At 58.0% G+C, this 25,626-nt stretch carries 18 protein-coding genes and 1 pseudogene; 15 read left to right on the plus strand and 4 right to left on the minus strand.

Annotation, left to right across the window (positions count from 1 at the left end):
• The first annotated feature begins 31 nt into the window (after positions 1 to 31).
• The 11 genes from sdhC (at position 32) to HG264_RS02995 (ending at position 13,669) form a co-directional block, all read left to right on the plus strand.
• Positions 32 to 406 carry a succinate dehydrogenase, cytochrome b556 subunit gene (sdhC, locus tag HG264_RS02945; RefSeq protein ID WP_169408992.1) on the plus strand — a complete coding sequence of 125 codons (375 nt, stop codon included), beginning with the start codon at positions 32 to 34 and terminating at the stop codon, positions 404 to 406.
• The gene (gene sdhD, locus HG264_RS02950; protein ID WP_150302224.1) at positions 400 to 768 is read left to right on the plus strand and encodes a succinate dehydrogenase, hydrophobic membrane anchor protein; all 369 of its coding nucleotides are present in this window, start codon (positions 400 to 402) and stop codon (positions 766 to 768) included. Before sdhC ends, sdhD begins: the two co-directional genes overlap by 7 nt.
• Positions 769 to 2,541, plus strand: coding sequence for a succinate dehydrogenase flavoprotein subunit (gene sdhA, locus HG264_RS02955; RefSeq protein ID WP_169406251.1), 1,773 nt, complete (start codon positions 769 to 771; stop codon positions 2,539 to 2,541).
• 11 nt (positions 2,542 to 2,552) lie between these two features.
• Positions 2,553 to 3,257 carry a succinate dehydrogenase iron-sulfur subunit gene (locus HG264_RS02960; RefSeq protein WP_150302222.1) on the plus strand — a complete coding sequence of 235 codons (705 nt, stop codon included), beginning with the start codon at positions 2,553 to 2,555 and terminating at the stop codon, positions 3,255 to 3,257.
• 302 nt (positions 3,258 to 3,559) lie between these two features.
• Complete coding sequence (locus HG264_RS02965; RefSeq protein ID WP_169406252.1) at positions 3,560 to 6,397, plus strand: 2-oxoglutarate dehydrogenase E1 component; 2,838 nt, start codon at positions 3,560 to 3,562, stop codon at positions 6,395 to 6,397.
• A gap of 37 nt (positions 6,398 to 6,434) precedes the next feature.
• Positions 6,435 to 7,670, plus strand: a complete 1,236-nt coding sequence (gene odhB, locus HG264_RS02970; RefSeq protein ID WP_169406253.1) for a 2-oxoglutarate dehydrogenase complex dihydrolipoyllysine-residue succinyltransferase — start codon at positions 6,435 to 6,437, stop codon at positions 7,668 to 7,670.
• A 93-nt stretch (positions 7,671 to 7,763) separates the two neighbouring features.
• Positions 7,764 to 9,200, plus strand: coding sequence for a dihydrolipoyl dehydrogenase (gene lpdA / locus HG264_RS02975; protein ID WP_169406254.1), 1,437 nt, complete (start codon positions 7,764 to 7,766; stop codon positions 9,198 to 9,200).
• Positions 9,201 to 9,413: 213 nt separating this feature from the next.
• Complete coding sequence (gene sucC / locus HG264_RS02980; RefSeq protein ID WP_169406255.1) at positions 9,414 to 10,580, plus strand: ADP-forming succinate--CoA ligase subunit beta; 1,167 nt, start codon at positions 9,414 to 9,416, stop codon at positions 10,578 to 10,580.
• Complete coding sequence (gene sucD / locus HG264_RS02985) at positions 10,581 to 11,462, plus strand: succinate--CoA ligase subunit alpha (RefSeq protein ID WP_169406256.1); 882 nt, start codon at positions 10,581 to 10,583, stop codon at positions 11,460 to 11,462. It begins immediately after the preceding gene.
• Between the two features lie 133 nt (positions 11,463 to 11,595).
• Entirely contained in the window at positions 11,596 to 12,915 is a 1,320-nt protein-coding gene (gene brnQ, locus HG264_RS02990) for a branched-chain amino acid transport system II carrier protein (protein ID WP_169406257.1), read from the plus strand.
• Between the two features lie 10 nt (positions 12,916 to 12,925).
• Positions 12,926 to 13,669 (plus strand): DUF599 domain-containing protein, encoded by a 744-nt coding sequence (locus HG264_RS02995; protein WP_178102826.1) that lies wholly within the window; start codon positions 12,926 to 12,928, stop codon positions 13,667 to 13,669.
• A gap of 127 nt (positions 13,670 to 13,796) precedes the next feature.
• Here the strand turns inward: HG264_RS02995 and HG264_RS03000 are convergent, their stop codons facing one another.
• Positions 13,797 to 14,189: a hypothetical protein gene (locus HG264_RS03000; RefSeq protein ID WP_169406258.1), complete on the minus strand. Its 393-nt coding sequence runs from the start codon at positions 14,187 to 14,189 to the stop codon at positions 13,797 to 13,799.
• 148 nt (positions 14,190 to 14,337) lie between these two features.
• On the opposite strand from HG264_RS03000, the gene HG264_RS03005 reads away from it, so the two are divergent.
• The 3 genes from HG264_RS03005 (at position 14,338) to HG264_RS03015 (ending at position 16,309) form a co-directional block, all read left to right on the plus strand.
• Positions 14,338 to 14,805 (plus strand): PaaI family thioesterase, encoded by a 468-nt coding sequence (locus tag HG264_RS03005; protein WP_169406259.1) that lies wholly within the window; start codon positions 14,338 to 14,340, stop codon positions 14,803 to 14,805.
• Entirely contained in the window at positions 14,802 to 15,248 is a 447-nt protein-coding gene (locus HG264_RS03010; protein WP_169406260.1) for a PaaI family thioesterase, read from the plus strand. The genes HG264_RS03005 and HG264_RS03010 overlap by 4 nt, the downstream gene beginning before the upstream one ends.
• Before the next feature lie 65 nt (positions 15,249 to 15,313).
• Entirely contained in the window at positions 15,314 to 16,309 is a 996-nt protein-coding gene (locus HG264_RS03015; protein WP_169406261.1) for a hypothetical protein, read from the plus strand.
• Positions 16,310 to 16,445: 136 nt separating this feature from the next.
• Here the strand turns inward: HG264_RS03015 and glmS are convergent, their stop codons facing one another.
• On the minus strand, positions 16,446 to 18,278 hold the full coding sequence (gene glmS, locus HG264_RS03020) for a glutamine--fructose-6-phosphate transaminase (isomerizing) (protein ID WP_169406262.1): 1,833 nt from the start codon (positions 18,276 to 18,278) through the stop codon (positions 16,446 to 16,448).
• Between the two features lie 298 nt (positions 18,279 to 18,576).
• Between glmS and acnA the strand changes: the two genes are divergently transcribed.
• Positions 18,577 to 21,309: an aconitate hydratase AcnA gene (acnA, locus tag HG264_RS03025; protein ID WP_169406263.1), complete on the plus strand. Its 2,733-nt coding sequence runs from the start codon at positions 18,577 to 18,579 to the stop codon at positions 21,307 to 21,309.
• 55 nt (positions 21,310 to 21,364) lie between these two features.
• Here the strand turns inward: acnA and HG264_RS03030 are convergent, their stop codons facing one another.
• A complete protein-coding gene (locus tag HG264_RS03030; protein WP_169406264.1) occupies positions 21,365 to 24,061 on the minus strand; it encodes a nitrate reductase in 2,697 nt (898 codons plus the stop codon).
• Between the two features lie 89 nt (positions 24,062 to 24,150).
• A pseudogene (locus tag HG264_RS03035) lies at positions 24,151 to 25,359 on the minus strand (NAD(P)/FAD-dependent oxidoreductase); the annotation flags it as partial.
• Between the last annotated feature and the right edge of the window lie 267 nt (positions 25,360 to 25,626).

Here is a 25,626-nt window from a genome sequence, read left to right on the forward strand (position 1 = left end):
TGCCCTCAGGGCCATAAGTGTGAATATAGCCGTGAATAGCAAAAGACCTGTCAATTTAGACCTCAGGACGATCAAACTTCCTGTCACTGCCTATACATCTATTGCTCACCGTATCTCGGGCATCATTCTGTTTGTCGCCATAGCAGGCCTGCTATGGATGCTGAACAGCTCACTGAGTTCCGAAAGCGGCTTCGAGCAGGTTCAGGATGTTTTCGCGAACCCTCTAGTCAAGTTCATCACATGGGGCGTCTTGTCCGCTCTGCTATATCACCTGGTCGCTGGTATCCGGCACCTGGTAATGGATGCTGGCGTTGGTGAAGGGCTCGAAAGTGGCAAGCGTGGCGCGCAGGCGGTGATCGTCATCTCCGCTGTTCTGATTGTTCTTCTGGGGGTATGGATATGGTAACCAACGTCACCAACCTGTCGCGCAGCGGCCTGTATGACTGGATGGCGCAGCGCGTATCTGCGGTTGTGCTAGCTGTTTACACCCTGTTTCTGCTCGGTTACCTGATCGCCAACCCTGATCTGACTTTCGAACAATGGCATAACCTGTTCAGCCAGAACTGGATGCGCATCTTCAGTCTGCTGACGCTGGTCGCCTTGAGTGTGCATGCCTGGGTCGGAATGTGGACGATCTCTACCGACTATCTCACTCCGATGGCACTGGGCAAGTCTGCCACCGTTGTTCGCTTCCTTTTCCAGACTGTCTGCGGGCTGGCAATGTTTGTCCTGTTCGTCTGGGGCGTCCAGATTCTTTGGGGTTTCTAAATGGCTACTATTCGTACACTGACTTTTGACGCCATCATCGTAGGTGGTGGTGGCGCTGGTATGCGCGCGGCGCTGCAGCTGGCTCAGGGTGGTCACAAGACCGCCGTTGTCACCAAGGTATTCCCGACCCGTTCTCACACCGTGTCTGCCCAGGGCGGCATCACCTGTGCGATCGCCTCGGCCGATCCGAACGATGACTGGCGCTGGCACATGTATGACACCGTCAAGGGTTCCGACTATATCGGTGATCAGGACGCTATCGAATACATGTGTTCGGTAGGCCCCGAAGCCGTATTCGAGCTTGAGCACATGGGTCTGCCTTTCTCCCGTACCGAGCAGGGCCGCATCTATCAGCGTCCGTTCGGTGGTCAGTCCAAAGGTCCGGATAACCCGACTCAGGCTGCCCGTACCTGTGCTGCCGCTGACCGTACCGGTCACGCACTGCTGCACACGCTATATCAGAACAACGTCAAGCACGACACCACCTTCCTTAATGAATGGTATGCGGTTGATCTGGTCAAGAACCAGGACGGCGCTGTGGTCGGCGTGATCGCTATCTGCATTGAAACCGGCGAGACCGTTTATATCCGCTCAAAGGCCACCGTACTGGCTACCGGTGGAGCAGGGCGCATCTATGCGTCTACTACCAACGCACTGATCAATACCGGCGACGGTGTCGGCATGGCGCTGCGTGCGGGCGTACCGGTTCAGGACATCGAGATGTGGCAGTTCCACCCGACCGGTATTGCCGGCGCGGGTACGCTGGTTACCGAAGGCTGCCGGGGTGAAGGTGGCTATCTGATCAACAAGCACGGCGAGCGTTTCATGGAGCGTTATGCTCCGAACGCCAAGGACCTTGCTGGTCGTGACGTCGTTGCACGCTCGATGGTCAAGGAAATTATCGCCGGTAACGGTTGTGGTCCCGATGGCGATCACGTGATGCTGAAGCTTGATCACCTGGGTGAAGAAGTTCTGCACAGCCGTCTGCCCGGTATTTGTGAGCTGTCCAAGACCTTCGCCCACGTGGATCCTGTCACGGCACCTATCCCTGTTGTTCCGACCTGTCACTACATGATGGGCGGGATCGCCACCAATATTCACGGCCAGGCACTGACTCAGGATGCCCAGGGTAACGATCAGATCATCGACGGTCTGTTCGCCGTTGGTGAAGTTGCCTGCGTATCGGTACACGGCGCCAACCGTCTGGGTGGCAACTCGCTGCTCGACCTGGTGGTCTTCGGCCGTGCAGCCGGTCTGCACCTGGAAAGCGCATTGAAGGAAGGCATTGATCATCGCGGCGCTTCAGAATCGGATATCGAGTCGTCCCTGGCGCGTCTGTCTGGTCTGAATGAGCGTACTACCGGTGAAGATGTCGCGCCGCTGCGCAAGGAACTGCAAAGCTGCATGCAGAACTATTTCGGTGTGTTCCGTACCGGTGAGTTCATGCAGAAAGGTATCAAGCAACTGGCCGAGCTGCGCGAGCGTATCGCCAACGTCAAGATCGACGACAAGAGCCAGGCGTTCAACACTGCCCGGATCGAAGCGCTGGAACTGCAAAACCTGCTGGAAGTCGCCGAGGCCACAGCGATTGCTGCTGACACCCGGACCGAGAGCCGTGGTGCCCACGCACGTGAAGATTACGAGGATCGGGACGATGTGAACTGGCTGTGCCACAGCCTGTACATGCCCGAGACCAAGGAACTGCGCAAGCGTGCGGTGAATTTCTCGCCAAAGACAGTGCCGAGCTTCGAGCCTAAAGTGCGTACTTATTAAGGGTGACCGATATGTTGCAAGTAAGCGTCTACCGTTATAACCCGGAGAGCGATAACGCTCCCTATATGCAGGATTTCCAGATCGACACTGGCGGCAAGGACATCATGGTTCTTGACGTGCTGGCTCTGGTGAAGGAGCAGGACGTAGGTATGGCCTATCGTCGCTCCTGCCGCGAAGGTGTTTGCGGTTCCGATGGTATGAATATCAATGGGAGAAACGGCCTGGCCTGTATCACTCCTCTGTCAGAGGTGGTGAAGAACAACAAGCTGGTTCTGCGACCTTTGCCTGGTTTGCCGGTAATACGTGACCTGGTCGTGGATATGAGCATCTTCTATAAGCAATACGAGAAGGTTCAGCCGTATTTGCAGAATGACACGCCGGCGCCCGCGATTGAGCGCCTGCAAACGCCTGAGGAACGGGCGAAGCTGGACGGCCTGTACGAATGTATCCTTTGTGCATGCTGTTCCACTTCCTGTCCTTCGTTCTGGTGGAATCCAGACAAGTTCATCGGTCCTGCTGGTCTGCTACAGGCTTATCGTTTCCTGGCCGACAGCCGCGACACCAAGACCGATGAGCGTTTGGCTTCTCTGGACGATCCGTTCAGTGTATTCCGCTGCCGCGGCATCATGAACTGTGTGAATGTGTGCCCGAAGGGTCTGAATCCGACCCGTGCGATTGGACACATCCGCAACATGTTGTTGCAGAGCGGTACCTGATTGGCGTGATTCTGCATTAAGGTTGGCCTGTGCCGGCTCCTGCTATAGGGAGCCGGTCAGAATTAGTCGAACCGCAGCCCACAAAGCCGCGGTTTGTAATACCTATAAACCAACAGGGGCACTCGGGTAACACCCGAACTATCTGTCGGGGCCGGCGATATTCCGGGTAGCAGGGTCTGGTAAGGCAGGGAACGGCAGCGACACTGTCGAACGTCTTACTCATAGCCTGCACGGAAGGCAGTTACTTATGCCAATTAATGGTCTTGCGCCAGGTGGTGTCCCCTTAAAGAGGGTGACCAAGCATGCCAGACAGCGAAATGCAGCAGCTGTGGAGCACGTCTCACTTATCCGGTGGGAATGCCTCCTATGTTGAAGAGCTCTATGAGCTCTATCTGCACGATCCGAACAGCGTAGCCGAAGAATGGTGCAGTTATTTCCAGAAGCTGCCGCAGATCAACGGACACGCCGCCTCGGATGTTTCCCATTCCACCATTCGCGAACATTTCGAGAAGCTCGCGACCAGTAGCCGCCGTCCCCAGGCGAGCGCGGGTGGACAAGTCAGCAGTGAGCACGAGAAGAAGCAGGTAGATGTGCTGCGTCTCATCCAGGCCTACCGGATGCGCGGACACCAGGCCTCCAGTCTCGATCCGCTCGGCTTGTGGGTTCGGGACAAGATCGCTGATCTGACCTTCGATGACTACGCTCTGACCGATGCCGATCTGGACACTGTGTTTCGCACAGGTGAGCTGAAAATCGGCAAGGAAGAAGCGCCCCTCCGCGAAATTCTTGAAGCGTTGCAGTCGACGTATTGCTCGACCTACGGCGCTGAATACATGCACATCGTCGACTCGGCCCAGCGTCGCTGGTTCCAGCAGCGTCTGGAAACGGTACGTGGCCGTCCCCAGCACTCGGTGGAAAGCCGCAAGCACCTGCTTGAGCGTTTGACTGCTGCCGAAGGCCTGGAAAAGTATCTCGGCACCAAATATCCAGGTACCAAGCGTTTTGGCGCGGAAGGCGCCGAAAGCATGATCCCCATGCTGGATGAAATCATCCAGCGTGCCGGCTCCTACGGTACTCAGGAGATCGTTCTGGGTATGGCGCACCGTGGCCGCCTGAACGTACTGGTCAATACGCTGGGCAAGAACCCGCGCGATCTGTTTGACGAATTCGAAGGCAAGTCCAAGCTGGAACTGGGCTCCGGCGACGTCAAATATCACCAGGGTTTCTCATCCAACGTGATGACATCCGGCGGCGAAGTGCATCTGGCATTGGCTTTCAACCCGTCGCACCTGGAGATCGTATCTCCGGTGGTAGAGGGATCGGTACGAGCCCGTCAGGATCGCCGTAACGACGCCACGGGTGACAAGGTATTGCCGATCAGTATTCACGGTGATGCCGCCTTTGCCGGCCAGGGTGTGGTCATGGAGACATTCCAGATGTCCCAGACCCGCGCATACAAGACCGGCGGTACCATCCATATCATCATCAACAACCAGGTCGGCTTCACTACCAGCCGCCAGGAAGACGCCCGCTCTACCGAGTACGCGACCGACGTGGCGAAGATGATTCAGGCGCCGATCCTGCACGTCAACGGCGACGATCCGGAAGCGGTCCTGTCAGTCACCCAACTGGCCGTTGACTATCGCATGCAGTTCAAGCGCGATGTCGTGATCGATCTGGTCTGCTATCGCCGTCGTGGTCACAACGAGGCGGATGAGCCATCGGGTACCCAGCCGCTGATGTACTCGGTCATCAGCAAACATCCGACAACGCGGGATATCTATGCCGATCGGCTGGTGCAGGCCGGCGTTCTGACCAGTGAAGACGTCGAGGGCATGATTGATGAATACCGGACCGCTCTGGACAACGGCGACCATGTTGTAAAAAGCCTGGTCAAGGAGCCCGACAGTACCTCTTTCGTCAACTGGGCTCCGTATCTCGGTCACGTGTGGACTGCGCGCCACGATACCCGTTTCGATCTGAAGACCCTGCAGGATCTGGCGAACAAGCTGAATACCCTGCCTGATGGTCTGGTAGTGCAGCGCCAGACTGGCAAGATCATTGAAGACCGTCGCAAGATGGCTGCTGGTGGTCTGGCATTGAATTGGGGTTTTGCAGAGACCATGGCCTACGCCACGCTGTTGCATGAAGGCCACCCGGTTCGTATTTCCGGTCAGGATGTTGGCCGCGGTACCTTCTCGCACCGTCACGCTGTGCTGCATAACCAGAAGGACGGCACCAGCTATATTCCACTGGCCAACCTTGCTGAGAACCAGCCGCGCTTCGATATCTATGACTCCCTGCTGTCAGAAGAAGCGGTACTGGCTTTTGAATACGGTTACGCAACCACTACGCCCAACGCGCTGGTTATCTGGGAAGCCCAGTTCGGTGACTTCGCCAACGGTGCCCAGGTTGTGATCGACCAGTTCATTTCCAGTGGGGAGCACAAGTGGGGCCGTCTATGCGGACTGACGATGCTGTTGCCGCACGGTTACGAAGGGCAGGGGCCTGAGCATTCATCTGCTCGCCTCGAGCGCTTCCTGCAGCTCAGCGCCGAGCACAATATTCAGGTCTGTGTACCGACTACGCCTGCGCAGATCTATCACCTGCTGCGCCGACAGGTCATTCGCCCGCTGCGCAAGCCGCTGATTGTGCTCACACCCAAGTCACTGCTGCGTCACAAGCTTGCGGTATCCAGTCTGGAAGAACTGGCTGATGGGTCTTTCCACACCGTCGTTCCCGAAATCGATACGCTGGATCCAGCGAAAGTTGACCGCGTCATCATGTGTAGCGGCAAGGTCTACTACGATTTGCTGGAAAAACGCCGCTCCGAAGGTAACGAGACTGCTGCCATTGTACGTATCGAGCAGCTGTATCCGTTCCCTGAGGAAGATCTGGCTGAAGCGTTGGCTCCCTACCAGTCATTGAAGAAGGTCGTCTGGTGTCAGGAAGAGCCGATGAACCAGGGCGCCTGGTACTGCAGTCAGCATCACATGCGTCGGGTAATCGGCCAGCACAAGATCGACAACCTGTATCTGGACTACGCTGGACGGGAGGCCTCGGCTGCCCCCGCTGGTGGCTATGCGTCCATGCATGCAGAACAACAGGCAAAACTCCTGCAAGACGCTTTCACCATCTAAGCCGTTGCAGACACAACAGAATTGATAAGGATCGACCATGGCTATTGAAATCAAGGCCCCTACTTTCCCTGAATCGGTTGCCGACGGCACCGTGGCGACCTGGCACAAGCAGCCAGGTGATGCAGTCAAGCGCGACGAGCTGATCGTTGATATCGAAACCGATAAAGTCGTACTGGAAGTACTGGCTGAAGCCGATGGCGTACTCGGAGATATCGTCAAAGGTGAAGGCGAGACCGTGCTCAGTGCGGAATTGCTCGGCACCCTGAACGAAGGCGCCGCCGCTGCCGCGCCTGCTGCCAAGGAAGCACCCAAGCAGGAAGCGGCTACCGCTGCTGCACCGGCTGCAGAGTCAGCTGACGATGCAATCATGGCGCCTGCCGCGCGCAAATTGGCCGAAGAGAACGGTCTGAGCGCATCGCAGATTTCCGGCACGGGTAAGGGCGGACGCATTACCAAGGAAGACGTGGTCAACGCGATAGAGGCGAAGAAATCCGCACCGGCTACGCCCGCTGCCGCGCCTGCCAAGCCCGCCGCTGCCCAATCGGGTGCCGAAGCGCTGGGCGAAGGTGACCGCATTGAAAAGCGTGTTCCCATGACACGTCTGCGTGCGCGTATCGCCGAGCGTCTGGTTGATGCCCAGTCCAGCATGGCAATGTTGACTACCTACAACGAAGTCAACATGAAACCGATCATGGATCTGCGCAAGAAGTACAAGGATCAGTTCGAGAAGAAGCACAACGGCATTCGTCTCGGCTTCATGTCGTTCTTCGTCAAGGCGGCGACTGAGGCGCTCAAGCGCTTCCCCGCGGTTAACGCTTCGATTGATGGTAATGACGTTGTTTACCACGGTTATCAGGATATCGGCGTAGCTGTATCCAGCGATCGTGGGCTGGTCGTGCCGATCCTGCGCAACACCGAACATATGGGGCTGGCGCAGATCGAGGGCACCATCGCTGATTACGGCCGCAAGGCGCGCGATGGCAAGTTGTCGATGGAAGAAATGACTGGCGGCACCTTCACTATCTCCAATGGCGGTGTGTTTGGTTCGTTGTTGTCTTCGCCGATCGTGAACCCGCCACAAGCAGCCATTCTTGGCATGCACAAAATTCAGGAACGCCCGATGGCGGTCAATGGTCAGGTCGTAGTGCTGCCGATGATGTACCTGGCGCTGTCCTATGACCATCGCCTGATTGACGGCAAGGAAGCGGTCAGCTTCCTGGTGGCCATCAAGGATCTGCTGGAAGACCCAGCGCGCATCCTGCTGGAAATCTGATTCAGTCAAACGCGTTCAGCTTCGAGCGGCAAGCTGTCAGGGGCAATAGGTACTGACAGCTTCTGAGCTCCGCCGCAAATAGAGGAAATGGATATGAGTGAGAAATACGATGTGGTCGTAATCGGTGCCGGTCCGGGTGGCTATGTTGCAGCCATTCGCGCCGCGCAGCTGGGCCTGAAAACCGCATGTGTCGAAGAGTACGTAGGTAAGGACGGCAAGCAGGCCCTGGGTGGCACCTGCCTGAACGTAGGCTGTATTCCGTCCAAGGCGTTGCTGGACAGTTCCTGGAAGTTTCATGAAGCGCAGGATGGCCTGGCGCTGCACGGCATTGAAACCAAGGGTGTGAGCATTGATGTGCCGGCGATGATTGACCGCAAGGACAAGATCGTCAAGCAGTTCACTGGTGGCGTCGCTTCGCTGTTCAAGGCAAATGGCGTGACCAGCATCGAAGGGCACGGCAAGCTGCTGGCCAACAAGCAGGTCGAAGTCACTGCGAAAGATGGCAGCACTACGGTTATTGAGGCGGGCAATGTCATCCTCGCTTCCGGTTCGCGTCCCATCGAAATTCCACCCGCTCCGTTGACTGAAGACATCATTGTCGACTCTACCGGCGCGTTGGATTTTCAGGCCACTCCGCAAAAGCTGGGCGTGATTGGCGCCGGCGTTATCGGTCTGGAACTTGGTTCGGTATGGCGCCGGCTGGGTGCTGAAGTCGTTGTGTTCGAGGCGTTGGACAAATTCCTCAGCCTTGCCGATGAGCAGATTGCCAAGGAAGCGCTCAAGACCTTTACCAAGCAGGGGCTGCAGATTCGCCTCGGTGCTCGAGTGACTGCTACTGAGGTCAAGGGCGAGCAGGTAACCGTATCCTTCACCGACGCCAACGGCGAGCAGCAACTGACGTTCGACAAGCTGATCGTAGCGGTTGGCCGTCGTGCTTATACCGAGAATCTGCTGGCCTCTGACTGCGGTGTCGATCTGGACGAGCGCGGTGTGATCTTTGTTGATGACTACTGTGAAACAAGTGCCCCAGGCGTTTATGCCGTGGGCGACGCGGTTCGCGGCCCGATGCTTGCACACAAGTCTTCAGAAGAAGGCGTGATGGTTGCGGAGCGCATTGCCGGTCAGAAGGCGGCGATGAATTATGATCTCGTTCCCTCCGTTATCTATACCCACCCGGAAATTGCATGGGTCGGCAAGAACGAGCAGCAGCTCAAGGCCGAGAACGTTGAAGTGAATGTCGGGGTTTTCCCGTTCGCAGCCAACGGTCGTGCGGTCGCTGCCAATGAAACTACTGGTATGGTCAAAGTGATTGCGGATGCCAAGACTGACCGTGTACTGGGTGTGCACGTGATTGGTCCGGGTGCAGCAGAACTGGTTCAGCAGGGCGCCATTGCCATGGAGTTCGGCACCAGTGCAGAAGACATCGGCATGATGGTCTTCTCACATCCGACTGTATCAGAAGCGTTGAAGGAAGCAGCGCTAGCAGTAAATGGCCACGCAATTCATGTAGCCAATCGCAAGAAGCGTTAAGATATCGCCCCTGTGACCGGCGGGTCATTATCCGCCGGCCACCTGGCCCTTATCTGCAAGCACAGGTCGAGTGATCGGCCAGTCACCTGCGGGTGATAACCAGTGATGAATCATGTTGCATGACGATGATGCATCGCCTGGTGAGGGTGACGGCGGCGCGGTCTGGCCGCTGCCATGAACGCAATTCCTACACGATCAAAACGGTAGACAAGTATGAATCTTCACGAATATCAGGGAAAGCAGCTCTTCGCTGAGTACGGCCTTCCTGTCTCCAAGAGTTACGCTGTAGACACGCCCGAAGAAGCGGCAGAAGCCTGTGACAAGATCGGTGGTACCGAGTGGGTCGTCAAGGCTCAGGTTCACGCTGGTGGTCGCGGCAAAGCTGGCGGCGTCAAGCTGATCAAGAACAAGGAAGATGCAAAGGCTTTCGCTGAGAAGTGGCTGGGCCAGCGCCTGGTAACATACCAGACTGACGCTGAAGGCCAGCCTGTCGCCAAGATTCTGGTCGAGTCCTGCACTGATATCGCTCAGGAACTGTATCTGGGTGCGGTGGTTGACCGTTCTACCCGCCGTATCGTGTTCATGGCATCTACCGAAGGTGGCGTGGAGATTGAAAAGGTTGCAGAAGAGACTCCCGAGAAGATTCTCAAGGCAACTATCGATCCGCTGGTAGGCCCGCAGCCTTATCAGGGCCGTGACCTCGCGTTCCAGTTGGGCCTGCAGGGCGACCAGATCAAGCAGTTCACCAAGATCTTCATGGGTCTGGGCAAACTGTTTGCCGACTATGACCTGGCACTGCTGGAAATCAACCCGCTGGTCATCAAGGCCGACGGCGATCTGCACTGCCTGGATGCCAAGCTTGGCATCGATGGCAACGCCATGTACCGCCAGCCAAAACTGCGTGCAATGCATGATCCGTCACAGGACGATCCGCGCGAAGCCCACGCTGCCAAGTTCGAACTGAACTACGTTGCCCTTGAAGGCAACATCGGCTGCATGGTCAACGGTGCCGGTCTGGCCATGGGTACCATGGACATCGTCAACCACCACGGTGGCAAGCCTGCCAACTTCCTGGATGTGGGCGGCGGCGCGACCAAAGAGCGCGTTACCGAAGCCTTCAAGATCATCCTGTCCGACAGCAATGTTAAGGCCGTTCTGGTCAACATCTTCGGCGGTATCGTTCGTTGCGACATGATTGCCGAAGGCATCATCGGTGCGGTGAAGGAAGTCGGCGTCAAGGTGCCGGTAGTGGTGCGTCTGGAAGGCAACAATGCCGACCTGGGTGCCAAGGTATTGCAGGAAAGTGGTCTGAACATCATTGCAGCAACCAGTCTGACCGACGCTGCTGAGCAAGTCGTCAAGGCCGCGGAGGGTAAATAAATGAGCATTTTGATCGATAAAGATACCAAGGTAATCTGCCAGGGCATCACTGGTTCACAGGGTTCGTTCCACACCGAACAGGCTATCGAGTACGGCACCCAGATGGTCGGCGGCGTGACCCCGGGCAAGGGTGGCACGACGCACCTGGGCCTGCCGGTGTTCAACACCGTGCGCGAAGCGGTAGAGCAGACTGGCGCCACTGCCAGCGTGATCTATGTCCCTGCGCCGTTCTGTAAAGACTCCATCCTTGAAGCGGCCAATGGCGGCATCAAGCTGATTGTCTGCATCACTGAAGGCATCCCGACGCTGGACATGCTCGACTGCAAAGTCGTCTGCGACCAGTTGGGCGTACGCCTGATCGGGCCTAACTGCCCCGGCGTGATCACGCCCGGCGAGTGCAAGATCGGCATCATGCCCGGTCACATTCACCAGCCAGGCAAGGTCGGCATCGTTTCGCGCTCCGGCACCCTGACCTACGAAGCGGTCAAGCAGACCACTGACGCAGGCTTCGGCCAGTCAAGCTGTGTAGGTATCGGTGGTGACCCGATTCCGGGTTCCAACTTCATCGACATCCTGGAGATGTTCGAGAAGGATTCGAAAACCGAAGCGATCGTGATGATCGGCGAGATCGGTGGCAGCGCTGAAGAAGAGGCTGCAGCCTATATCAAAGCCAACGTCACCAAGCCTGTGGTCTCGTACATCGCGGGTGTAACCGCTCCGGCGGGCAAGCGTATGGGTCACGCGGGTGCGATCATCTCCGGCGGCAAGGGTACTGCCGACGAGAAGTTTGCCGCGCTGGAAGATGCGGGCGTCAAGACTGTGCGTTCGCTGGCAGATATCGGCAAGGCACTGTCCGAGCTGACTGGCTGGGCAATGAAGTAATAACTGACCGCTCGTGCTTCGGCCCTTGTGTCAGATGAAACCCCGCTTCGGCGGGGTTTTTGTTTTTCTGGTCATCTATAATGCCGGGGTTATCGCTTGTCTCTACCGGATGGGCCTGAATTGAAGAGATCCCGTGAGAAAACTGTCATCCGCAAATCTGCTTGCGCTGGGTTTTATGACCTTTGCGCTCTTCCTCGGCGCCGGTAACGTCGTCTTTCCGCCTGAAGCCGGCCTGGTTGCAGGGCAAAACATGTGGCCGACTGCGCTCGGTTTCCTGATCACTGCTGTAGGGTTGCCGCTGCTGACCCTGGTTGCTTTGGCTAAAGTGGGCGGTGGCGTCAATGAGCTGACTAGTCCACTGGGCCGATCGCCCGGCGTGGCCTTGGCTGTACTGGTGTATCTGGCAATCGGGCCGCTGTTTGCCACGCCGCGGACTGCAGTGGTCTCCTACGAAATCGGCATTGTGCCTTTCGTCCAGGACAGCTGGCAGGCGTTATTGGTTTATACCCTGGTGTTTTTCTCGGCAGTGCTGTTTCTGGCGCTCAAGCCGGGGCGACTGATGGATAACGTCGGGAAATACATAACACCGATTCTGGTGGCTGCCCTGGTTGTTCTGGGTTTGTCCGCCATCCTGTTTCCGGCAGGGGAGGTCGCGCCTGCTGCGGCGGAATATAGGCGCGCGCCCTTTATTGAGGGTTTCCTGCAAGGCTATCTGACTATGGATACATTGGGAGCGTTGGTCTTCGGCATCGTCGTGACAACGGCCATTCGCGACCGGCAGATTGATAACCTCGGGCTGGTCACGCGTTACACGATGGTCGCCGCACTCATCGCTGCAATCGGGCTGGCGCTGGTTTATCTCGCATTGTTCCAACTGGGTGCGACCAGTGGTTCTCTGGTAGAACCAGGCGCTAACGGGGGGCGTATTCTGGCGGCATTCGTACAGTTTCGTTTTGGCACGGCCGGCAGCATGTTGTTGAGTGTTGTTATCACCCTCGCTTGCCTGACCACCGCGGTGGGTCTGATGGTCGCCTGTGGTGAATTCTTCAGCAGAATCATGCCGTTGAGTTATTCCGCTGTCGTCTGGGTGTTCACGCTGTTCAGTATGGCTGTGGCAAACCAGGGCCTGGATAACCTGGTCAGGATTTCTATTCCGGTGCTGGTCGGGCTGTATCCACTGGCTATTGTATTGGTGCTGGTGGGTTTGCTGGTTCATGGTTGGGCGCGGCCACAGAACATCATGCGACCGGTCATGCTGGTGGCGCTGGTATTCGGCGTCATGGATGGGCTCAAGGCCGCCGGCCTGATGGAGCCTGAAACGACCTGGTTGCAGGCTTTGCCGTTATCTTCCCAGGGTTTGGGTTGGCTCGTACCGGTAGTGGTTATGCTGGTGGTTGCCATTGTTGTTGACCGTAGTCGGCACGGCGCTTTGCGTCATGCTGCCGACAACTGAGGCTGGTTTGATGCTGACGCTACCTGATGCCGGAAATGTCTGGCTCAACACGCTCGCGCTTGCGTGGTTTCTGGCGTGCTGGGTGGGTTACACATACTATGCGCGGCGCAAGGCGCGTGATACCGCCTGCCTTGCCAGTGTGCTGCACCTGTACCGCAAGGATTGGATGAGCCGGCTGTTGATGCGTGAGCAGCGTATTGCTGACGTAAGCGTGATTGCCAACCTGGAGCGCAATACCGCATTTTTTGCGTCGAGCACATTGTTGATCCTGGCGGGTTTAATCACCGTAATGGGTGCGACAGATCGTGCGGAAAGCCTGCTGCAGGATCTCCCGTTCGTGGTGCCGGTCAGCCGTGGCGCATCCGAGTTCAAGCTGTTGGTGATGCTAGGTATCTTCGTTTATGCGTTCTTCACGTTCTCGTGGGGGATGCGCCAATACAATTTCGCGTCCGTCCTGCTTGGGTCAGCGCCCCTGGTGGGTGAAAAACGCGTTAACGAAGCGGAACGAAAGGCCTATGCAGCAAGGGCTGCACGGGTACTGTCGATGGCGGGTTATTCGTTCAACCTCGGTTTGCGCTCCTATTATTTTGCGCTGGCGACTCTGGCCTGGTTTATCAATCCTTTCCTTTTCCTTGCAGCCACTACCTGGGTCGTCTGGGTGTTATACCGGCGTGAGTTCCATTCTCATGTCCTTGAGGCGATGATGTTTACGCCGACGGCATTCGTCGATCCGACGCCGGATAATCCTGATTGAGCATCGGTGTTTCGACGGTGGGGCAGAGGATGGCGCGAGGAGCGCGGCTAGAAGGGAAGGAGGGGGAAAGACCGCGATAAGCAGGATGCGCTCTGGGGCGCACCCTGCAAAAAACCGCTACCAGTAATTACTGGGTGCCGGTGCCAGTTGTGCCAGTACCGGTGCCTGTACCAGTGCCAGTAGTACCGGTGCCTGTACCAGTGCCAGTAGTACCGGTACCAGTACCGGTGGTGCCAGTGCCAGTGCCTGAACCAGTGGTGCCGGTGCCGGTGCCAGTCCCAGTCGTGCCGGTGCCTGTTCCGGTAGTGCCAGTGCCAGTGCCAGTGGTGCCGGTGCCCGTTGTGCCCGTACCGGTGCCTGTACCGGTTGCTCCCGGATCAGCGCCCATGCCGTCATTGGTGCCCATGGTGCTTTCGTCAGTCGTTTCCGCTGGATACTCCACTTCTTCTTCGTCACCACCACATGCGGCGAGCAAACCAAAGCTAGCGACCAGTACCGCTGTTGCGCAGAGTTTTTTCATAGCGTTCTCCTGTGAATATATTCACAGCTTTGGTCATGTTATTAGGGGGTTAGTTCCAGAGCGCCTGTCTTGACGCCCGCTGTGGCCGGCTCTGACTCAGTATTCTCTGTTAGAATGCGGCGCTTGTAAGCCTCAGTTCAGGAAGATCATGGGAACCATTGAAGACCGCGCGCGCAACTTCCTTTCCGTGCTGCGCCATTGCCAGGTGCTTGGCATCAGCGTGGAGCAGGCCGATCAGGACGGACTTGTTCTGAAATTGCCCTATAGCGAAAAAATAGTCGGGAATCCAATTAACGGTTTGGTCCACGGAGGCGCCATTACCACCCTGATGGACACCTGTTGCGGGATATCTACCGTTTGTTTCCTCCCCGAATTTGAAATCTGTCCGACGCTGGATCTGCGCATCGACTACATGCGGCCCGCACAGCCGGGCGAGGCCATTTACGGATTTGCCGAATGCTACCGGGTCACGCCTACAGTGATTTTCACACGGGGCATTGCCTATCAGTCGTCCCGGGAGGAACCCATCGCCCACGTGGTCGGCACTTTCATGCGGATGGGGAAGCCCGGTGCAACCGGTCAACTGGCACGGGCGATCGACGAGGGCGCAGCATGAGTCAGGATGCAGCAAGAATCGAAACGTTAATCCGTCAGGCACACGACAGTGGCGACTACGAGCCGTTGATCGACGCCGTACCCTACGCGAAGCTGATCGGTATCCAGGTGCAGGCGCTAGGCGACGAGGTGCTTTTCCGCTTGCCCATGAGCGATGACAATATCGGGAATCCGGTGCTGCCAGCCATCCATGGTGGCGTCATTGCAGGATTCATGGAACAGGCAGCAATGTTGCACTTGATGCTATTCATGAACAGTCCGCAATTCCCCAAGATCATTGACTTCTCGATTGACTATCTGCGTGCTGGACTAAAGAAGGATACCTACGCCAGCTGTCAGGTATGGCGCCAGGGGCGGCGTGTCGGTAATGTAGCTATCACCGCCTGGCAGAGTCGCTCCAATGAGCCGATCGCCACTGCCCGGGCACATTTCAAGCTGGACTAGAGGCTGTTTTCGCTGCGTTGCTATCGCTGTCGCACGCTTACAGACTCGTTCAAAGGGCCAAGAGCATGGATGCTTTGCTGATATTGAGTGGAATATGCCTCGTTTGTGCGGGGTGGATCTGGTTGGTTGTGCAGTCCAGGCATTTGTCCATCGGTCTCGTTCTTCTGGCCCTGACGTTTCCTTTTGTCGCCGTGCTGATGCGCGATCGCGGCTACCCGCTTCTGCCGCGGCTGGCGCTATGTCTGGGCTTTCTGGCAGCGGTATCAGGGCTCGGATTGCTACATCAGCTGCATCCGGATCGTTTTGCGGCGCTTGTATCAGGGGAGTGGCGTGAAACGTCCGAGTCCTCGTTAGCGCTTCGAGGCGAGGTCGCGGGGCAGTCTTTTCAGCCGCAGCGGGCTTTCTGGCACGGTGATGAGCTGGTATTTGAAGAAGCCAGAGGCAACCAGGTCCGTCGTTCCCTGGCTATTCGTTTCACCTCCGCCCCATCCTTGTTGGTCAGCCCCTCTATTGAACGCATACCTACCGATCCGGGTGAGTGGCCGCAGGTTCGGCTGCGCTGGTATCAAGGCGCGTTAACCGACTCGGGGGTCAGGGTCGTTCCCGGCGAGTACAGCCTCGATCTGGATCTGAACCCTCAAAGCAATGGCACGACTACATTGGAGATTCAGTTGCATCTCCCCGCTGCGCAGAAAACCTGGCTGGTCGGAACAGCAGCGCTGGAGGAAACGCCAGCCTGGCTGGCGACGCTGGCGAGCCGTGACGTTACTTTCAAGAAGCCAGCTGTTACGGAAGCAGTACTACCCACAGCTGCTGTGGAACCCAAGCTCGCTGCCTGGCACCCATTGAGTGTATTGACAGTGGTGGAAGAGCCGGACCTGTACAGAGGAAAGCGGCTACGCCTGACAACTCTGGCCGGACGGGTGCATGAAGGTCGGTTGCAGGACGTATCGCCCGACAAGCGCCTGGTTATCAGTCAGGTGCATGGTCCGAATCGTGTTGAGCTGCAGTTTCGTCCGGTTGATCTTCGGATGATCGAGGGTTTTTACGCACCCAGATGATCGCAGGAACGCAGCATGGGAGGGCGGGGCAGGTACATCCGGATCTACCTGGCCCTTGATCGAAGCGTCATGTTCCGGACGCGACAACAAACGGCTGAATCCGCTTTTCGGCTGGCAACGCACCGGGCGCCTTTGATTACTCCACTGTCACCGATTTGGCCAGGTTTCTCGGTTTGTCGACGTCAGTCCCCTTGACCAGCGCTACGTGATAGCTGAGCAGCTGCAGGGGAATGGTGTAGACAATCGGCGAGATGCATTCCTCAACCCACGGCAGAACGATGGTTTCGTTGCCCTCGTCGTTTGCGTTCTGCTCAATCGTTTCGCAGGCGAAGGTGATCAGCTGTCCGCCCCGGGCGCGAACTTCCTCCAGGTTTGATCTGAGCTTTTCGAGCAGGCTGTCGCTGGGTGCCACGCTCACCACAGGCATGTCTTCATCGACCAGTGCCAAGGGCCCGTGTTTGAGCTCCCCTGCTGCATAAGCTTCTGCGTGTATGTAACTGATTTCCTTTAGCTTTAGAGCGCCTTCCATCGCAATGGGGAAATGCGTGCCGCGGCCCAGGAACAGGGCGTGCTGCTTGTTGGCAAAGCGTTCGGCCAGTTCAGTAATAGCGGGCTCAAGCGTGAGCACCCTGGTAATCACATCAGGCAAAGCGCGCAGGGCCATGATGTTTGCGATGATTTGTTCTTTGCCGGCACCACGCACCTGCGCAAGGGCAGTGGTGAGCCACAGCAGCGCAACCAGCTGAGTGGTGAATGCCTTGGTCGAGGCAACGCCAATCTCCGGGCCGGCATGGGTGAGCAAGCGCCAGTCGGCTTCGCGCACCAGCGAGCTGCCCGCTACGTTACAGATGGCGAGAGATGCCAGATAATTCTGGGTCTTGGCATAGCGCAGTGCGGCCAGGGTATCGGCAGTCTCGCCCGACTGGGAAATGGTAATGAGCAGTGTATTGGCCGGCACGACCACGGTGCGGTAGCGGTATTCGCTCGCGACCTCAACCTGACACGGAATCCCGACCTGAGATTCGATCCAGTAGCGGGCAACAAGACCTGCGTGATAGCTGGTACCACAGGCCACGATATGGATGTTTTCCACATCGGCCAGCCGGGTTTCCGCGTCGGGGCCGAGCAGGGCGGTCAACACATGGTCTTCACCGAGCGTACCGGCGAGGGTTTCTTCGATGGCCTTGGGCTGCTCAAAAATCTCCTTGAGCATGAAATGCCGGTACTCGCCCTTGTCCAGGCTATGCGCTGCGTGTTCATAACGCTTGACCGGACGTTCTGCGGCTTGATGTCCGGCGTCCCAGATCTCGCAGTTGTTGATGCTGATACGCGCGTAATCACCTTCTTCCAGGTAGCGGAAGCGGTCAGTTACCTGCAGCAACGCCAGTGGGTCAGATGCCAGGTAACGTTCTTCACTGCCCTCACCAATCACCAGCGGACTGCCCATGCGTGAGCAATACAGCGTGTTCGGCTCGTCCTCATGGATCATTGCCAGAGCGTAAGCGCCGTGGATCTCGGACAGCGTGGTGCGGAACGCGTCCAGCAAATCCTTCGACTCTGCGTAATGGTGAGCCAGCAAATGCGCGACCACTTCGGTATCGGTGTCGGAAGTGAAGTCGTAGCCAAGCTCCTTCAGTTTGTTCCGCAGCGGAGCATGGTTCTCGATAATGCCGTTGTGCACGATCGCCAGACGGGTGGACAAGTGTGGATGCGCATTACGTTCCGCCGGCTTGCCGTGGGTGGCCCAGCGGGTATGTGCAATGCCGAGGTGGCCGTTGGCGGGCTGCGCAGCGAGGCTGTTTTCCAGCTCGATTACCTTGCCTGCCGCGCGGACGCGCTGAATGCCATCGTTTTCAGCAATAACCGCAACGCCGGCTGAATCGTAACCCCGGTATTCGAGACGACGAAGGCCTTCCAGGAGAATAGGGGTGATGTTGCGCTGAGCGATGGCGCCGACGATGCCGCACATAGGTCTTGTTCCTTGATGATGTGCAAAAACGCACATTCTAGCATTCCGGCTTGCGGCTGGGTAAGACGGGGAGCACGTTGTTGCTTCGGCCCGATCAGCTGCCTTGAGAAAGCACATTGCCAGACGGAGGAAACGTTGGCGTCTCATTTGTTGTCTATGCTGGTTGTATCAATGTGCAATCCCTGTCGCAGCATACATGTTGGCCCCGGTTGCAATGGCTTTGATGTCAGTTCAGGGTGACCCTAAACCCAACGCCTTGGCCGCTATCCGTCGGTCAGCCCGAAAGGAGATTTGATTAATGTCCCAAGTGAACAGTCTGGGTACCATGTCTACCCTGCAGGTCGGAAACCAGTCCTACCAGTATCATTCCTTGCCCAAAGCCGCCGAGCAGCTTGGCAATCTGGACCGTTTGCCCAAATCTCTAAAGGTGCTGCTGGAGAATTTGCTACGCCATGAGGACGGCGTAACCGTCGGCCGTGACGATATCCAGGCGATGGCGGACTGGTTGCAGAACCGGTCATCCGCCCGCGAGATTCAATATCGTCCGGCTCGGGTATTAATGCAGGATTTTACCGGTGTTCCCGCGGTGGTCGATCTGGCAGCAATGCGTGACGCCGTCGCCCGAGCGGGTGGCGACCCGCAGCGGATCAACCCCCTGTCACCGGTCGATCTGGTAATCGATCACTCGGTCATGGTCGATCATTTTGGCGACGCGAGTGCCTTCAACGATAACGTCGCGATAGAAATGCAGCGTAACGGCGAACGCTACGAGTTCCTGCGCTGGGGCCAGAAGGCATTCAATAACTTCCGCGTGGTGCCGCCCGGCACCGGTATTTGCCATCAGGTAAATCTTGAGTACCTGGCGCAAAGCGTCTGGGCGTCAGAAGTCGATGGTAAGCAATGGGCGTATCCGGACACCTTGGTAGGCACCGACTCACACACCACAATGGTCAACGGTCTCGGTGTGTTGGGCTGGGGTGTCGGCGGTATTGAAGCCGAGGCGGCGATGCTGGGCCAGCCGGTGTCCATGCTGATTCCGGAAGTGATCGGTTTCAAGATGACGGGGCGACTCAAGGAAGGCATGACGGCCACCGACCTGGTGCTGACGGTGACGGAAATGCTGCGCAGGAAGGGCGTAGTAGGAAAATTTGTGGAATTTTATGGCGATGGTCTGGCTGACCTGCCGCTGGCTGACCGGGCTACTATTGCCAACATGGCGCCCGAATACGGCGCTACCTGCGGTTTCTTCCCGATTGACGAGGTTACCCTTGGGTATTTGCGACTCTCCGGTCGTCCGCCCGAAGTGGTTGAGCGGGTCGAGGCGTACTGCAAGGCGCAGGGCATGTGGCGCAACCCCGGCGATGAACCTGAATTCACTGATTCCCTGCATCTGGATTTGGGCGAGGTTGTACCCAGTCTCGCCGGCCCGCGTCGTCCACAGGATCGGGTCGAGCTGGGTAACGTCAGCAAGGCATTCGACGAACTGTTGGGTTTGCAGGTCAAGCCTGCCGATCAGGAAGAAGCTCGGCTGGAAGGCGAGGGCGGCGGCGGAACGGCGGTGGGCGCCGAAGGCAGCCAGGCATGCATAACGCTGAATGGCGAAAAACATGTACTCGAGCACGGCGCTGTGGTGATTGCCGCGATCACATCCTGCACCAATACCTCCAATCCCAACGTGATGATGGCGGCCGGGCTGGTCGCCAAGAAGGCTATCGAGCGCGGCATTCAGCGCAAACCCTGGGTGAAATCCTCATTGGCGCCGGGCTCCAAGGTGGTCACGGATTACCTTGAGAAAGCCGGCCTGACTCAATACCTTGACCAGCTTGGCTTCAACCTGGTCGGGTATGGCTGCACCACCTGTATCGGTAACTCCGGCCCGCTTCCTGAACCCATTGCTCAGGCCATTGGCGAACACGACTTGGTGGTGTCGGCGGTGCTATCAGGCAACCGCAACTTCGAAGGGCGCGTGCATCAACACGTCAAGGCTAACTGGCTCGCATCTCCGCCGCTGGTCGTAGCCTATGCTCTGGCCGGCAATACCCGTATGAACCTGATGGAAGAGCCACTCGGTCTGGATAAGGACAACAAGCCGGTGTTTCTGCGCGATGTATGGCCGAGCAATGCTGAAATCGCCGAGGCTGTAGCGCTGGTTGAAGACAGCATGTTCCGTTCGCGCTATGCCGACGTATTCAGCGGAGACGAGCATTGGCAGTCGATCAAGGTAAGCGAGGGCAATACCTACGACTGGAACAGCCAGTCGTCGTACGTTCAGAATCCACCGTATTTCGAGACGATCGATCAGCCCCTGGCCCCGCTCGAACCCATCAAAGGCGCGCGTGTGCTGGCGGTATTCGGTGATTCAATCACCACCGACCATATCTCTCCGGCCGGTAACATCAAGGCGACGTCCCCGGCTGGCGAATATCTGCAGAGCCTGGGCGTCAAGCCGGAGGACTTCAACTCCTATGGCTCACGCCGCGGTAATCACGAAGTGATGATGCGCGGCACCTTCGCCAATATCCGTATCCGCAACCGCATGTTGGGTGGCGAAGAGGGTGGGGAAACCATCCATACGCCTTCCGGCGAGCGGATGTCGATCTACGACGCTGCTATGCGTTACCAGAGCGAAGGCACGCCTCTGGTGGTTATTGCGGGTAAGGAATACGGTACCGGTTCCAGCCGTGACTGGGCCGCCAAGGGCACCAACCTGCTGGGCGTCAAGGCGGTGATTGCAGAGAGCTTTGAACGTATTCACCGCTCAAACCTGGTCGGCATGGGCATCCTGCCTCTGCAATTTCTCAATAACCAGAACGTCGCAGCGCTGGCGCTCGATGGGCATGAAGTGTTGGATATCCAGGGCATCACCGATAGCATCCAGCCGGGCCAGACGCTGACGGTGAACGGAACCCGCTCGAACGGTGACAGCTTCAGCTTCGAAGTGCTGTGCCGGATAGATACCCGAAACGAAGTGGATTACTTCAAGGCGGGCGGTATTTTGCACTACGTGCTGCGACAGTTGATCGCTGAGTAAGCCGAGCCGGCCTGGCAAGAGATAAGGCGTAGCGCAAGTGCGCTACGCCTTATGGCTACGCAGTCACCGCATGGATCGCCAACATGCGTTTGATTTCCGGCACGCATGAACCGCATTGCGTACCGCAACCCAGCTGTTCCTTCAAACCCTGCAGATCCATTCCGTTTTCGACGCAGGCCCGAATGCGGCTGGCGCTGACGTTCATGCAGTTGCAAATGGTTTTGTCCGTGGCTGCTGCGCCACCGGGTGGTGAAGCCAGCGGCGCCATGAACCAGCGATGCAGGGGGGAGCTGACTTCACCCCTTTCCCATAAACCGCGTAACCAGTCGCGGGCTGCGGCTTCGCCGGTCAAGCGGATAGCGGTGATGCGTCCCTGATCGATTCTGATGCGTTTGCTGACAGACTGGGCTGGGTCGTCGTACACAAGCACGGCGCCTTCATCCACACCGAGTAACCTGTCGACACTGTTCATCCAGGCCGCATCCGGCGCGACGGTGTGAGCGGCGCGGATCAGAAGGGCCGGCCGATCGCGGCCAGTCAATGCGAAGCTGGCGAAAACAAACGCCTCACATAGCGGGCGTAGCGCGTCGAACCGTTGCTGCACATCCCCTTCGACCAGAATGAACAGCTCCCAATCCAGGGCAACCGGTTGTACATCAATGCCGGTGTGCTTGAGCTCCGGTTGTTTTGACAGCGGATCGAAGGCTGGCTGGGTCAGCACGTTGACTCCGAGTCCCTTGAGATAGCGATCGCCCCAATGCATGGGGATGAATGCCTGTCCGGGACGAAGCTGGTCATCAGCCAGCACGGGCAGGACCAGCTCGCCACGCCGACTGGTCACTTTGACAAGCTGGCCGTTGCTGAAATTGCGCCGTTCAAGTTCGTCAAGGTGCAGGCTCAGCTGAGCCTGATCCACGTGCCCGAAGAGCTGCGCCGCCGTACCCGTGCGGCTCATGCCATGCCACTGGTCACGCAGGCGACCGGTATTCAGGGTGAGCGGGTACTCGGCATCACGCTGTTCTATTGCGGGAACGTAAGGCTCGTGCAGGAAGCGCGCACGTCCGTCATCGGTGGGAAAACGACCATCGGCGTACAGGCGCCGCGTGCCGGCCGTCGCGCCGGCGGGGAAAGGCCATTGTTGCGGCCCCAGCTTCTCGATCAACGCATGGTCCAGGCCGCTGTAGTCCAGATCGCGGCCCCTGGTCAGACCGATAAATTCGTCAAACAGCTCGGCCGGTGCGCTGAAGTTGAACAGGCTCGGCTGGCCCGGGCGGAGCTGTTTTTCCAGCCTGCGGGCGAAATCGCAAACGATAGCCCAGTCCCCGCGGGCCTCACCGGGCGCAGGTATCGCAGCGCGCACATGGCTGATGCGGCGCTCGGAATTGGTCACCGAACCCTGTTTCTCGCCCCAGCTTGCGGCGGGTAACAGCAGATCAGCGTACTGGCAGGTTTCGGTATTACCGAAAGCCTCCTGAACGATCACAAAGGGGCAGGCTGCAAGCGCTTCGCGTACCAGCGTCTGGTCCGGCAGGGATTGCGCGGGGTTGGTGCAGGCGATGTAGAGCGCCTTGATGCGACCGTCACGCACTGCTTCGAACAGCTCAATGGCGCTGAGCCCTGGCGCGGATGGCAGCCGATCAACCCCCCAGTAATCCGCTACCTCGTCGCGATGTTCGGCGTTTCCAGCATCGCGGTGTCCGGGCAGCAGATTCGACAGGCTACCGGTCTCGCGTCCGCCCATGGCATTGGGTTGTCCGGTCAGCGAGAAAGGGCCGCTGCCGGACTTGCCGATCTGGCCGGTGGCCAGATGCAGGTTTATCAGTGCGCTGTTCTTGGCGCTGCCGGAAGTCGACTGGTTCAGCCCCATGCACCATAGAGACAGAAAGCTGGGCGCACTGCCGATCATGCGCGCAGCCGCAACAAGGTCTGCTTCGGCAATACCGCAAAGCACGCTGGTCACGGCCGGCGGATAATCGGCGACCAGCGCTTCGAGTTCGCTGAAACCGCGGGTGTGCGCTTCGATATAGGCGCGGTCGATCAGGCCCTCGGACAGCAATGGATGCAGCAGGCCGTGGAACAGCGCAACGTCTGTTCCTGGCTTGATCTGCAGATGCAGGTCTGCGAGGTCGCAGGTATCGGTACGGCGGGGATCGATCACGATGATGCGTTTGTCCGGGAACTCGGCCTTGGCCTGCTCCAGTCGGCGGAACAGCACCGGGTGCGCGTAAGCCATATTGCTGCCGACGATCAGTACGCAATCGCTGCGCTCGATGTCTTCATAGGAACAGGGTGGCGAATCGGCGCCCAGGCTGCGTTTGTAACCGACCACCGCACTGGACATGCACAGCCGCGAATTGCTGTCGATGTTGTTGGTGCCGATCAGCGCGCGCGCCAGTTTGTTGAAGGCATAGTAATCCTCTGTCAGCAGTTGCCCGGATATATAGAACGCGACACTGTCCGGCCCGTGTTCGGCGATGGCCTGCCCAAACATCTGGGCTGCATGGCTCATGGCAGAATCCCAGTCGACACGCGAGCGAGCGAGCCCTTTGCCCAGGCGCAATTGTGGATACAGGGCGCGGGCTGCGAGATCGCCGGTCTTGTGCAGGGTCGAGCCTTTAGTGCACAGGCGGCCGTAATTGGCCGGGTGGGTCGGGTCGCCCTGTACATCGAGAATGCGCTCGCCGTCATGCTCGATCAGCACGCCGCAGCCGACGCCGCAGTAGCAGCAGGTGGAGGCGGTTTTCACGGTCATGCTGTGGCTCTCAGCGGCTCTACATAGTGCGCGATCTGATGCGCCGAGCTGGTATCTATGCGGCGGATTTCGCCGGCGGGCTGTGCATTGATGCTGGCTTCGCCGAACATCAGGTGGTTACGGATTTGCTTGATGTCTTGCCCGTCCTGAATCAGGCGCACGTACCATCCGCTGTCGGTCGTATCGCCGTACAGGCAGGCGCCGACAAGCACATCCTTTTTGATTACCAGTTTCTTGTACACGCCGCGGATCGGATCGGACAGTGTGATGAATTCGCACTCCTGATCGCCCAGGAAATCGCCGGCGGAAAACAAATCGATGCCTGTCACCTTCAGCTTGGTCGAGGTGATCGACCCCTGATAACGGCCGAAGCCGAGCATGGCGAGGTGGTTGGCACACACCTTGGCCTGCTCAAAGAGTGGCGCAACCAGGCCATAGGCGATGCCGCGATGGCTGACGCATTCACCAATCGCGTAGATGCGCGGATCAAAGGTTTGCAGTGTGTCATTGACCAGGATGCCGCGGTTGCAGGCCAGTCCGGCGGACTCGGCCAGCTCGGTATTGGGTCGTATGCCCGCCGCCATCACCACGAGGTCAGCCGGGATCTCGGTACCATCGTTGAACCGCACGGCGCACACCCGCCCCGCACCATCGTCGACCAGTTCGCTGGTGAATCTGGGCAACAGGAAATTCAGGCCACGCTCCTCCAGGGCTTGCTGAAGCAGAGTGCCAGCGGTTCTGTCGAGCTGACGTTCGAGCAATGTTTCGCCGATATGCACAACGGTTACGTTCATGCCGCGCAGCTTCAGCCCGTTGGCAGCCTCCAGTCCAAGCAGACCGCCGCCTATGACGACGGCATGCTTGTAGCGCCGCGCGATCTTGAGCATCGCCTGGGTATCTTCGATATCGCGGTAGCCGATCACGCCGCCCAGGTCGTTGCCCGGCACAGGCAGCATGAAAGGTCTTGAACCTGTCGCCAGAACCAGCCGGTCATACTCGGCTTCGGTGCCATCGTCGGCGATAACGCGCCGCCGGATGCGGTCGATCTTCTCGATTCGGCGGCCAAGATGTAGCTGGATGCCGTTGTCCTGGTACCAGTCCAGACCATTGAGGATGATGTCGTCGAAGGTCTGCTCGCCCGCCAGCACTGGGGAGAGCATGATGCGGTTGTAATTGGGGTGCGGTTCTGCACCGAAGACCGTGATCTCGTACATATCAGGAGTCAGCTTGATCAGCTCTTCAAGGGTGCGGATGCCGGCCATGCCGTTGCCAATCAGGACCAGTTTAAGCTTCTGCATGGAGTGCTCCTTTTATGCGCGCAAATACCCAGCGCTTGTTTAGCGGGAGCGCCCATCGCGGTGATGGACACCTCGTTTTGTTGTGAGAGGAGTGCACAGGTTGTGCCAGGTTGCCTGTCAGCTTGAACCGCGGGCTAGAGCGGTTCTGCAGGAATTATCAGGCGCTTGATTGCACCGCATTGATGCCTTTATGTGCATTGGTGGTGCGAACGGTACGGTGTATCCCAGCAGATCGGAAAAGCTGCGCGTGGCATCAGAAGTAGCGTA

This window comes from Pseudomonas sp. gcc21 (genome assembly GCF_012844345.1).
Lineage (GTDB): Bacteria > Pseudomonadota > Gammaproteobacteria > Pseudomonadales > Pseudomonadaceae > Halopseudomonas.